The organism is Castellaniella sp. (assembly GCF_034675905.1).
Classification (GTDB): Bacteria; Pseudomonadota; Gammaproteobacteria; order Burkholderiales; family Burkholderiaceae_B; genus Castellaniella.
Window position 1 is genome coordinate 25,628 of record NZ_JAUCCV010000010.1, and the last position, 12,715, is coordinate 38,342.

Annotated in this window: 6 protein-coding genes; 1 reads left to right on the forward strand and 5 read right to left on the reverse strand. The window is 61.2% G+C overall.

Annotated elements, in window-relative coordinates:
• Position 1: 1 nt before the first annotated feature.
• From narH to VDP79_RS10335, 5 genes are all read right to left on the reverse strand, one after another.
• Positions 2-1,543, reverse strand: a complete 1,542-nt coding sequence (gene narH / locus VDP79_RS10315) for a nitrate reductase subunit beta (protein WP_323018121.1) — start codon at positions 1,541-1,543, stop codon at positions 2-4.
• 14 nt (positions 1,544-1,557) lie between these two features.
• Positions 1,558-5,313, reverse strand: a complete 3,756-nt coding sequence (locus tag VDP79_RS10320) for a nitrate reductase subunit alpha (RefSeq protein WP_323018122.1) — start codon at positions 5,311-5,313, stop codon at positions 1,558-1,560.
• An 82-nt stretch (positions 5,314-5,395) separates the two neighbouring features.
• Positions 5,396-6,814, reverse strand: a complete 1,419-nt coding sequence (locus VDP79_RS10325) for a NarK family nitrate/nitrite MFS transporter (protein ID WP_323018123.1) — start codon at positions 6,812-6,814, stop codon at positions 5,396-5,398.
• A 283-nt stretch (positions 6,815-7,097) separates the two neighbouring features.
• Positions 7,098-8,297, reverse strand: coding sequence for a phosphoglycerate dehydrogenase (gene serA, locus VDP79_RS10330; RefSeq protein WP_323018124.1), 1,200 nt, complete (start codon positions 8,295-8,297; stop codon positions 7,098-7,100).
• Between the two features lie 129 nt (positions 8,298-8,426).
• Positions 8,427-10,310 (reverse strand): diguanylate cyclase, encoded by a 1,884-nt coding sequence (locus tag VDP79_RS10335; RefSeq protein ID WP_323018125.1) that lies wholly within the window; start codon positions 10,308-10,310, stop codon positions 8,427-8,429.
• A gap of 276 nt (positions 10,311-10,586) precedes the next feature.
• On the opposite strand from VDP79_RS10335, the gene ovoA reads away from it, so the two are divergent.
• On the forward strand, positions 10,587-12,677 hold the full coding sequence (gene ovoA / locus VDP79_RS10340; protein ID WP_323018126.1) for a 5-histidylcysteine sulfoxide synthase: 2,091 nt from the start codon (positions 10,587-10,589) through the stop codon (positions 12,675-12,677).
• Positions 12,678-12,715: the final 38 nt, after the last annotated feature.

Consider the following 12,715-nt stretch of genomic DNA (forward strand, 5'->3'; position numbering starts at 1 on the left):
CCTACGCCGTCTTGGCCGGATCAAGAAACACCACGGTCGGCTTGCGCTTGCTGCGCGGCTTGCCAAACAGCGAGCCTTCGGAACTGCCGCCGGAGCAGCCGTTGCCAAAGGTAAAGCCGCAGCCGCCGCGCATTTCAAAGGCGTTTTCGGCATTTTCACGGTGCGCCGTGGGAATCACGAAGCGATCTTCGTAGTTGGCGATGGCCAGGTAACGGTGCATGTCCTCGACCTGATGCAGCGACAGCCCCACCTGATCCAGAATGTCGTGCCGTTCCTGGCGATCCACGGACCGCGCCCGCATGAAGGCGCGCATGGCCAGCATGCGTTCCAGGGCGACTTCCACCGGCGCCTCGTCGCCGGCCGTCAGCAGATTGGCCAGATAGCGCAGCGGAATCCGCAGGGATTTGACGTCGGGAATTTCACCAAAGGCGCCGATCTGGCCGCTATTGGCCGCCGACTGGATGGGCGAGAGCGGCGGCACATACCAGACCATGGGCAGCGTGCGGTATTCCGGGTGCAGCGGGAAGGCGATCTTCCAGTCGACCGCCATCTTGTAGACCGGCGAATTGCAGGCTGCATCCAGCCAATTTTCAGGGATGCCGTCGGCCAGCGCCTGGCGGCGGACCTCAGGGTCATGCGGATCCAGGAACAGATCCAGCTGGGCCTGGTACAGGTCCTTTTCATTGGGCACGCTGGCGGCGGCCTCGATGCCGTCCGCGTCGTACAGCAAGACGCCCAGGTAGCGAATACGCCCGACACAGGTTTCGGAACACACCGTCGGCTGTCCGGCCTCGATACGCGGATAACAGAAGATGCACTTTTCCGCCTTGCCGGATTTCCAGTTGTAGTAGATCTTTTTGTACGGGCAGCCGGAAATGCACATGCGCCAGCCCCGGCATTTGTCCTGATCGATCAGGACGATACCGTCTTCGGCGCGCTTGTAGATGGACCCGGACGGGCAGCTGGCGACGCAGGTGGGATTCAGGCAGTGCTCGCACAGGCGCGGCAGGTACATCATGAAGGTGTTTTCAAACTGCCCGTAGATGTCCTTCTGTACTGCCTCGAAGTTGTAGTCCTTGGACCGTTTGGAGAATTCGCCGCCCAGGATTTCTTCCCAGTTCGGCCCCCATTCGATCTTTTCCATGCGCTTGCCGGTAATCAACGAGCGGGGCCGGGCCACGGGCGGCGTGGTGCGTTCCGGCGCCTTTTGCAGATAATCGTAATCGTAGGTGAAGGGCTCGTAGTAATCGTCGATCTGCGGCAGATTGGGGTTGGCGAAGATGCGCGACAGCAGCTTCAGTTTGCCCCCCTGGCGCGGCTCGATACGGCCGTTGGCCTTGCGGCTCCAGCCCCCGTTCCAGCGATCCTGGTTTTCCCAGTCCTTGGGGTAGCCGACGCCCGGCTTGGTCTCGACGTTGTTGAACCAGGCGTATTCCATCCCTTCGCGAGACGTCCAGACGTTCTTGCAAGTGATCGAACAGGTGTGGCAGCCAATACATTTGTCCAGATTCAGGACCATGGCGACTTGTGCGCGGATTTTCATGGGTGCGACTCCTTTCAGGCCTGTGTCTGGGCGGACACTTCGTGTGTTTCATCCATCCAGTCGATTTTCTTCATCTTGCGGACCACGACGAATTCATCGCGGTTCGAACCGACCGTCCCGTAATAGTTGAAGCCGTAGGACAGCTGCGCATAGCCCCCGATCATATGAGTCGGTTTGACGACCGTGCGCGTGACGGAATTGTGAATGCCGCCGCGCTTGCCGGTGATCTCGGACCCCGGCACGTTCACGATCTTTTCCTGAGCGTGATACATCATGGTCATGCCCTCGGGTACGCGCTGGCTGACCACGGCTCGCGCCACCAGGGCGCCGTTGACGTTGAAAACCTCGATCCAGTCGTTGTCGACGATGCCGGCCTTGGCTGCATCGATTTCCGACATCCAGACGATCGGGCCGCCGCGCGACAGCGTCAGCATGATCAGGTTGTCTGAATAGGTCGAATGGATGCCCCATTTCTGGTGCGGCGTGATGAAGTTCAACACCACGTGCGGTTCGCCATTGCTGAACTGCTTGTCCAGCATGGGCTTGATGGTCTTGGTGTCCACCGGCGGGCGGTAGACGCACAGGGCCTCGCCGAAGTCGCGCATCCAGGGGTGATCCTGGTACAGCTCTTGCCGCCCGGTCAGGGTGCGCCATGGGATCAGTTCGTGCACGTTGGTGTAGCCGGCGCTATAGCTGACCTTGTCGGATTCGATGCCCGACCAGGTGGGCGACGTCAGGATCTTGCGCGGCTGCGCCTGGATATCGCGGAAACGGATCTTTTCGTGTTCGCTGGACCGGATCAGGTGCGTGTGATCGCGCCCGGTGATCTTGGACAGCGCCTGCCAGGCCTTCATCGCCACATGGCCGTTGGTTTCCGGCGCCAGGGTCAGGATGGTCTCGCAAGCATCGATGTCGGTGAAGATGCGCGGCTGGCCCTGGCCGACGCCGGGTTCGCGTTCACGGTAGTTCAGCTTGCCCAGGAATTCGACTTCTTCCTTGGTGTCCCAGGAAATACCCTTGCCGCCATTGCCCAGTTTTTCGGCCAGCGGTCCCAGCGTGGTGAAACGCTCGTAGACATGCTTGTAGTCGCGATTGACCACCATCATGTTGGGCATGGTCTTGCCGGGGATCAGATCGCATTCGCCCTTGTGCCATTCGCGCACTGCGTAGGGATCGGTCAATTCGCCCGGGGAATCATGCTGCATGGGCTGCAGCACCAGATCTTCGTCGGGCAGGTCGGCATCGACCGCCAGCTCGGAGAATTTCTTGGCCAGGTTCTTGTAGATTTCCCAGTCGCTGCGCGATTCCCAGATCGGGTCCACGGCCGCCGACAGCGGGTGGATGAAGGGGTGCATGTCCGAGGTGTTCAGATCGTTTTTTTCGTACCAGGTCGCCGTGGGCAGCACGATGTCCGAATACACGCAGGTCGTGGACATGCGGAAATCCAGCGTCACCAGCAGGTCGAGCTTGCCTTCGGGCGCATCGTCGTGCCAGGCGACTTCCTGGGGTTTGCTTTCCCCCATTTCGCCCAGGTCCTTGCCCTGCACGCCGTGCTGGGTACCCAACAGGTGCTTGAGGAAGTATTCATGCCCCTTGCCGGACGAGCCCAGGATATTGGAGCGCCAGATGAACAGGTTGCGCGGGAAATTGTCGGGATTGTCAGGGTCTTCGCAGGCGAATTTCAGCTTGCCGTCACGCAGGCCCTGCACGGTGTATTCCTTGGGATCCATCCCGGCGGCCTGCGCATCGCGCACGACCTGCAGCGGATTGGTCTGCAGCTGGGGCGCCGTGGGCAGCCAACCCATGCGTTCGGCCTTCACGTTCATGTCGATCAGGCTGCCCTGATATTTCGAGGCATCGGCCAGCGGCGACAGCAGTTCCGAGACCTGCAGTTTTTCGTAACGCCACTGGTCGGAGTGCGCATAGAAGAACGACGTGCCGTTCATGTGGCGCGGCGGACGCAGCCAGTCCAGGGCAAAGGTCAGCATGGTCCAGCCGGTCTGCGGACGCAGCTTTTCCTGGCCCACATAGTGACACCAGCCGCCGCCCGATTGCCCCACGCAGCCGCACATCGACACCAGGTTGATGATGCCGCGATAGGCCATATCCATGTGGTACCAGTGGTTCAGGCCAGCGCCCAGAATCACCATGGATTTGCCTTCGGTCTTGTCGGCATTGTCCGCAAACTGGCGGGCCACCGTGATGACCTGTTCGCGCGGCACGCCGGTAATGCGTTCCTGCCAGGCCGGGGTATAGGGCACATCGTCATCGTAGGACGAGGCGGCATTCTCGCCGCCCAGGCCGCGATCGATCCCGTAGTTGGCCACGAACAGGTCGAATACCGTGGCGACCAGGACTTCGCCTTCGGCGGTCTGCACCCGTTTCACGGGCAGATTGCGCACCAGGACTTCGTCGTGATCCGTCCCCTTGAAATAATCGTGATGCACCCCGCCGAAATACGGGAACGCCACCGGCACGACTTCGTCATGGACCTCGAGCAGGCTCAGGCGCGGCGCGACATCATGGCCGCGCGCATCTTTCAGTTCCAGGTTCCATTTGCCGGCGTCTTCGCCGTCTTTCTGGCCCCAGCGAAAGCCGATGGACCCCTGAGGCACGATGAATTCGCCGGTCTGTTCGTCACAGGCGACGGTCTTCCATTCGGGATTGTTCTGCTGGCCCAGGCGATCGGCGAAATCAGCCGCCCGCAGCTTGCGGTCCGGCACGTAGCGGTCGCCCTGACGCACCAGGCGCACCAGGAACGGCATGTCGGTGTACTGGCGGCAGTAGCGGTCGAAATAGGCGCTCTTGCCCGCCAGATGGAATTCTTTCAGGACCACATGCCCCATGGCCAGGGCCAGGGCGGCATCGGTGCCTTGTTTCGGGTGCATCCACAGATCGCCGAATTTCGCGCCTTCGGCATAATCGGGGAACACGGACACGACCTTCGCCCCGCGATAACGGGCCTCGACCATGAAGTGGGCATCGGGCGTGCGCGTCTGCGGCACGTTCGAACCCCACAGCATGATGAAGGTCGAGTTGTACCAGTCGGCGGATTCGCTGACGTCGGTCTGCTCGCCCCAGGTCTGCGGGCTGGACGGCGGCAGATCGCAGTACCAGTCGTAGAAACTGAGCAAGGACCCGCCCAGCAGCGACAGATAACGGCTGCCCGAGGCATACGACACCATGGACATGGCCGGGATCGGCGAGAATCCGGCGATACGGTCCGGACCGTGGCGCTTGATAGTGTAGATGTTGGCGGCCGCGATGATCTCATTGACCTCGTCCCAGTTGGAACGCACGAAACCGCCCAGACCGCGTACGGACTTATAGGACTTGGATTTCTCTGGATCGGTGACGATGGATTCCCAGGCCTGCACGGCGCCCATCGATTTGCGCTGTTCGCGCCACATCCGGGCCAGGCGCCCGCGCAGCATGGGGTATTTCACCCGGTTGGCGCTGTACAGATACCAGGAAAAGGTCGCCCCGCGCGGACAGCCGCGCGGTTCGTGGTTGGGCATGTCCGGACGGGTACGGGGGTAATCGGTCTGCTGGGTTTCCCAGGTGACGATGCCGCCTTTCACGTAGATTTTCCAGGAACAGGACCCGGTGCAGTTCACGCCATGGGTAGAGCGGACGATCTTGTCGTGCTGCCAGCGGTTGCGGTAGGCGTCTTCCCAGGTACGGTCCTCGTGCACCACGTTGCCATGCCCTTGTGAAAAGGGTTCTTTCGGACGGGAAAAATATTTCAGGCGATCGATGAAATGGCTCACGATGGTTGCTCCGTTTGAAAGAATTCGAAAAGGCGCCGCTCAGCGGCGCGGCCCGGATTGCAGGGCAGGATGTCGATGGGCGTCAGCACGGGATCTCCGCACGGCGACGCGAGTAATACCACCAGGTGACAGCAATGGAAACGGCATAGAACACGACAAAGAACACCAGCGCCGCGTGGGGGGTGCCGGTCAGATCAAAGGACGTGCCGAAGCTTTTGGGGATGAAAAATCCGCCATAGGCCCCCATGGCGCCACTGAAACCCAGCACGGCGGCGGATTCCTTCGCACCTTCGGATTCGGCCTGCGCCAGGGCGCCGGCGCCATGACGGCGCTGCGCCAGCGTATTGAAGATGACGGGGATCATCGCAAAGGTCGAGCCATTGCCGATGCCGGTCAGAAAAAACAGGAACAGGAAGGCCAGCAGGAAGCCCAGGAAGCTGCCGGCCGATTCGGCGCCCGGCAAGGCCGCCATGACCCCAAAGACCCCCAGAATCATCCAGAAAAACGTCCAGAACGTGACTTTCGCCCCGCCCAGGCGGTCGGACAGCCAGCCGCCGAACGGCCGGGCCATGGCGCCGACCAGAGGCCCCAGCCAGGCATATTGCAAAGGCCGGATATCGGGATACAGGTATTTGATCAGCAGGGGAAAACCGGCTGAAAAACCGATGAAAGACCCGAACGTGCCCAGATACAGAAAGCACATGATCCAGTTGTGCTTGCGCTGGAAAATGACCGCCTGCTCGCGAAAGGACGCCTTGGCGTCTGCGATGTCATGCATGCCCACCCAGGCCAGCATGGCGACGATGATGATGAAGGGCGCCCAGATAAAGGCGGCATTTTGCGCCCAGACTTCGACCGGGCCGCCATGCGCGCCGGATAACTGCGCCACCTGAGGATCGCCGGCCCACGGCCCGAGAATCCCCATGGTGATCACCAGCGGCGCCAGGAACTGCACCGAGGACACCCCCAGATTGCCCAGCCCCGCGTTCAACCCCAGGGCGGAACCTTTGCGTTCCTTGGGAAAGAAAAAGCTGATGTTGGACATGGAGGAGGAAAAATTGCCGCCGCCCAGACCGCACAGCAACGCCAGCATCAGCATCGTGGAATACGGCGTGGAAGGATCCTGGACGGCCAGCCCCACCCCGATGGTGGGCAACAGCAAACTGGCGGTGGTCAGCGCTGTCCAGCGCCGTCCGCCGAATACCGGCACCATGAAGGAATAGAAGATCCGCAGCGTAGCGCCGGACAGCGCCGGCAATGCCGCCAGCCAGAAGAGCTGATTTTCGGTGTAGCGAAATCCCAGATTGGGCAAGTTGACCGCGACGACGCTCCACATCTGCCAGACGGCAAAGGCCAGGAACAGCGCGGGGACCGAGATCCACAAATTGACATTGGCAATGGCGCGGCCTTCGTGCGCCCAGAAAGCCTTGTCTTCGGGAGTCCAGACGGTCAGCAGGCGGCCGCTTCGGCGTGGTCGGGCATCATCAGGCACGTTGCTCATGCAGGGAACTCCTGTAATAAGGACCCTGTACGATAAACCCCACATTCAATAGGGGTGATGATCTGGATCAAACCTACCGGATTTTCTGTTCCCGGAAGATTGACCGAATCCTAGGAGGACGGGGTCTCGTGATCTGACTGAAGAACGAGCCCAGTATAAGTGCCTCAGCAGCTAAAGACCACTTTTGAATCAAGGGTGCTGCCAAAAAAACGGCCGCCCCTGAGGCGGCCATTCGGACAGGCGCCCTGGCCGCAGACGCGGCCCGCGGGCGCACCGGAAACGATCAGACGCGATCGCAGCGGATAGTGATGGGGTGGCGGCGCAGGCCTTCGACGACCTGGTCGGTGACTTCTCCGTCAACATCGGTGATGGCGTAGCCGATCTTGCCGCGCGTCTGCAGCTGCTGGCTGACGATATTCAGGCCGAACTCACCCATCAAGTTGCTAAGCGCCCCCATGGCCCCCGGCACGTTCTGGTGGATATGCACGATCCGGGCGGCGCCAGCCTGCTCGTGATAGGCGATCTCCGGGAAATTGACCGTGCCTTTGGTCGTGCCGCTGCTGATGAAGCGCTTCAGCTTTTCGGCGACTTCACGGCCGATATTTTCCTGGGATTCCTGGGTGCTGCCGCCGATATGAGGGGTCAGGATGACGTTGTGCATGCCGCGCAAGGGGCTGTCCAGGGCCTCGTCGCGGCTTTTCGGTTCCGTCGGGAAGACGTCGATGGCGGCGCCCGACAGATGGCCGGACTTCAAGGCGCGCTGCAGCGCCGGAATATCCACCACCGTGCCGCGCGAGGCATTGATCAGAATGCTGCCCGGTTTCATGGCGGCGATGGCATCCGCATCGATCAGGTTGGTGGTGTCTTTGCCGCCCGGCACATGCAACGTCACCACATCGGCCTGGGCCAGGAATTTCTTGAGCGAACTGGTGGCGTGGGCATTGCCCAACGGCAGCTTGGCTTCGATGTCGTGATACAGCACCCGCATGCCGAAGGATTCGGCCAGAATCCCGACCTGCGAACCGATATTGCCGTAGCCGACGATGCCCAAGGTCTTGCCGCGGGCCTCGTAGGCGCCGTCCGCCGTCTTGTCCCAGAAGCCTTCGTGGACCCGCGCATTCTTTTCAGGGATCTTGCGCAGCAGCAAAATGGCTTCGCCCAGCACCAGTTCAGCGACCGAACGGGTATTGGAAAACGGCGCATTGAATACCGGAATGCCGCGCAAGGCAGCGGTTTCCAGATCGACCTGATTGGTGCCGATACAAAAGCAGCCGATGGCCCGCAGATCCGGCGCATCCGCCAGCACGCCCTGATCGAGATGCGTACGGGAACGGATCCCGACGACATGCGCGCCTTGCAAGGCATCGCGCAAGGCGTCGCCCGTCAGTGCCCCCGGATAGGTGATGACTTCGTCAAACCCGGCGGCGATGAAGACTTCTTTGGCGCTGGCATGAATATTTTCGAACAGGACGATGCGTGCCATCTTGATCCTTCTCAAGAAGTGAAAACGCCCATTGTGCGGTATTTCTGAGTCGGCGTCAGGGTCATCCCTAATGAAAGCAGGGTCAAATCGGGCTGTTTATGCCGATATCCTGCCGATCGCGATATATGCTTATGCCCGATCCTGCAGCGTTTCCGTCTGAACGCCGTCCGGTCCGCCCTGTCCGGTGCTGATCACCATGCGATCACGCCCGGCGTCTTTGGCGCGATACAGGCATTCATCGGCCCGCCGGAACAGCGACTGAGCAGTGTCCCCCGACTGCCAGGCGGCCACGCCGGCGCTGATGGTCAGCGACAGCTGGCGGCCGTCTTCCAGGTCCACCGCATGATCCCGCACATGGTCCAGCACCCGTTGAATCAGGATGCTTGCATCCTGTATCGCCGTATCCGGCAGCAGCACGACGAATTCCTCGCCGCCGAAGCGGGCCAGCACGTCCGCCTTGCGCCGCAATAGATTACGCAGGACCTCGGCCACCCATTTCAGGACAAAATCCCCCACGTCGTGGCCATAATCATCATTCACCCGCTTGAAGTGGTCCAGATCGAACACAGCCAGCACGACATCACGGCCCGGCAGACCGGGATGACTGAGCAGCTGTTCCAGAGATTCATCCAGCCCGCGCCGGTTCAGCAGGCCGGTCAGGGGATCGTGCAGGGTCAATTCGCGCAGTTGCTGATTGGCCTGCTGCAAGGCGCCCATCGTGGCCCGCAGATCGGCGGTGCGGGCCTGGACCTGATGCTGCAAAGAACTACGGGCCGAAGATTCTATCTGCAAGGCGCGATCCAGCATATCGCGCAGCTGCATGACCTCGGCATAGGTCAGCAAGAATATCTGGCTGCCCAGCGCCACCTGCATCCAGCGTTCCTGAGCCATGAAGCCGGGGATATAGCCGAAAGCCGCCAGGCCATAGAACAGGAAACCGGCATAGAACACCAGCCAGGACACCACATACCAGCGGGCGGCGCGTTCACCCTGACGCTGGTGCCAGATCCCGATCGCGAACATCCCCAGCATGCTGGCCAGGGCATAAACCGTGTTGATCTTGATGATGAGTGCATATGACACCCAGAAGCTGGCGACAAACAGCACCACACCCACACCGAACAGGGCGTGGATCACCCGAGTATGACGCGGCCAGTGATCCGCGCGAATACCCAGAAACGCCTTGGTAAACAGCAGCAGACTGAGAATCGCCAGGATTTCCGTCACTGGCACAGACACATTGGCCAGCCAGGGGGAAGCCGGCCACAGATACTGAAAACTGAGTCCCGACATCGACGTCAGGAACAGCCCTCCGCACAGGATGTAGGCGGCGTTATACAGCGGCTGCAAAAGCCGCAGGCGCAAGAACAGGGTCAGATTGAAGATCGCCAACAGCAGCATCGACCCCATGAACATGCCCTGCGCCAGGCTGTGATCCTGGGTGCCGGCGATGGCCGACTCGGCGGTATGCAGAGACAGAGGGATATTGATGGCGCCGCTGCTGTGCACCCGGATCACCACCCCCAGGGATTGCCGGGGCCGGAAATCCAGGGGCAGCAGAAACAGGCGATGGCGCACAGGGCGCATATCGAACCGCCTGGCATCCCCCATGCGTTCGGCCTGCAGCAGGATCGGCGCAGCGCCGGCGCGGACGGAATCCAGATCGTAAATCCAGAAATCGACCTCGTCGAGCAAAGGGTAGTCCAGCTGCAAAAACCAGGTATGTTCCGCCGAATCGGGGTTGCGCAAAGGCACATAGACCCAATACGCGGCCTTGGTATGAGTGAAAACCAGCTGATCGGCATCGCGGCGCTGCAGCGGCCAACGACCGCTGAGCAGGTCTTCAGGCCCCAGTTCCTGCCGGTCGTCCTGCATGAAACAGAGGCCGGACAACGAGGGAACATCCGGCTGCAGCAAAGAGAGCGACAAAGTCGGGCACAGCGCATCCAACGATTGCGCCACGGTGGCGGCCGGCCATGTAAACGCCAGCCAGACGCTTAGCAGGCATTGCACCCACAGCCAGCCCGCGCGCCCGCGCGCAGCCCGCCGCTGTCCACCGACTGTTCGCCTGCTCCCCCACCCCATGTCCGTTCAGGTCCCCATGAAACATATCAGGGTTATGCTGCATCTATATATCATTATGCATGTGAAGCTCAGACCATGCGATTTTTTGCACTGCAATGCCAGGCTAAAGCACTCGCCTGCCCCTTATTTCGTTCGGATATCCTCATGCCCTCCACCGCCACTCCGCTTTCTTCCGCACCGGCCCCTCAGACTTCGACACGATTCATGCGTACGCCCAATTTGGCCGAGCCGGACATCAACCGGTTACGGGCATCGATCCGGCAATATTTCCTGGAAACCTGCGACCGCTATGAATCGCTGTTCCAATGCCTGGCCAACGAAGAGGCCTACGTCGTCAAGCCCATCGCGTTGCGCCACCCCCTGATTTTCTATTTCGGCCACACCGCCACCTTTTTCGTCAATAAGCTGCTCTTGACCCGCTTGATCGACCAGCGTCTGGATCAGCGCCTGGAATCCATTTTTGCCGTCGGCGTCGACGAAATGAGCTGGGATGACCTGGACGAACGCCACTACGACTGGCCCAGCGTGGCCGAGGTCCGCGCCTATCGCCTGCGCGTGCGCCAACTGGTCTGCGATCTGATCGACCACGCCCCCCTGCAATCCCCCATCGACTGGCAGAACCCCTGGTGGGCCATCATCATGGGCATCGAACACGAACGCATCCACCTGGAAACCTCGTCTGTCCTGATCCGCCAGCATGCCCTGAAATACGTGCGCCCGGCCCCCGGCTGGGAGCCCCAGACGGATACAGGCGCCGCAGCCCCGCATAACGAAACCGTGCGAGTCCCTGGCGCGACGGTGCAAGTCGGCAAGGCCTTTACCGATCCGCAATACGGCTGGGACAATGAATATGGCAGCCATACCGCCGATGTCGAATCCTTTCAGGCCAGCCGTTATCTGGTCAGCAACCAGGAATTCCTGGCCTTCGTCGAGGCCGGCGGCTATCGCAACCACCGCGACTGGACCGAAGAAGGCCGCCAATGGCTGGCCTTCAGCCAGGCGGAACATCCCACGTTCTGGGTGAAAAAGACCCAGGGCTGGGCGCTGCGCCTGATGACCCATGAAATCCCCATGCCTTGGTCCTGGCCGGTCGAAGTCAACTACCTGGAGGCCAAGGCCTTCTGCAACTGGAAGGCCGCCGAAACCGGCCAGCCGGTGCGCCTGCCCACGGAAGACGAATGGTACTGCCTGTATGACGCCGCCGGTTTGCACGACCCCGACGATCAGCCTTGCGCCGCCAACCTGCACCTGGATCACGGAGCATCATCCTGCCCGGTCAACCGTCACGCCCATGGCGACTGGTTCGACGTGGTCGGCAACGTCTGGCAGTGGACGGAAACCCCCACCTATCCGTTCAACGGTTTTGATGTGCATCCGATCTACGACGATTTCACGACGCCGACTTTCGATGGCCAGCATAATCTGATGAAAGGCGGTTCCTGGATCGCCTGCGGCAACGAGGCGGTGCGGGCTTCACGCTACGCGTTCCGGCGCCATTTCTTTCAGCATGCGGGGCTGCGCTACGTGATATCCCACGCGCCGGCCGAGGCCCCCGCCGCCTACTACGAAACCGACAAGCTGATGTCCGAATACGCTGAATTCCACTACGGCGACACCTATTTCGATGTGCCGAATTTCCCCCAAGCCCTGGCGCGGCATGCCATCGCCGCCATGGGCGACCACCCCCGGCGGCGCGCCTTGGATCTGGGCTGCGCATCCGGGCGCGCCACGTTCGAGCTGGCGCGCGTCTTTGATCTGGTCACCGGGGTAGATTTTTCAGCCCGCTTCATCAACCAGGGCGTGCAGCTGATCCAGTCCGGCCAGTTGCGCTACACCCTGGCCGACGAAGGCGAACTGGTGTCGTACAAGGCCCGCAGCCTGGCTGACCTGGATCTGCAGGACACGATCGATCGGGTCGAGTTCTACCAGGGCGATGCCTGCAATCTGAAGCCCCAGTTCAGCCAGTACGATCTGGTGTTGGCCGCCAATCTGATCGACCGGCTGTACGACCCGGCCCGCTTCCTGGATCAGATCCATGAACGCATCGTCGCGGGCGGCCTGCTGCTGATCGCGTCCCCTTATACCTGGCTGGAAGAACACACGCCGCGCCAGGCCTGGATCGGCGGGTTCAAGAAAGACGCGGAAAACCACACCACCCTGGACGGTTTGAAAGAACACCTGGACACCCATTTCGAGCTGGTGTCCGGCCCCACGGATGTGCCGTTCGTCATCCGCGAAACCCGCCGCAAATTCCAGCACACGCTGTCGGAAATGACCATCTGGAAACGACGGTAAGCCCGCGACCGCCTGAATATCAGGAAGCCTGATGCGCG

Bases quoted from the DNA above. Each gene is read 5' to 3' on its own strand.
- narH (WP_323018121.1), bottom strand. From the start codon at position 1,543: ATGAAAATCCGCGCACAAGTCGCCATGGTCCTGAATCTGGACAAATGT.
- VDP79_RS10325 (WP_323018123.1), bottom strand. From the start codon at position 6,814: ATGAGCAACGTGCCTGATGATGCCCGACCACGCCGAAGCGGCCGCCTG.
- serA (WP_323018124.1), bottom strand. From the start codon at position 8,297: ATGGCACGCATCGTCCTGTTCGAAAATATTCATGCCAGCGCCAAAGAA.
- ovoA (WP_323018126.1), top strand. From the start codon at position 10,587: ATGCGTACGCCCAATTTGGCCGAGCCGGACATCAACCGGTTACGGGCA.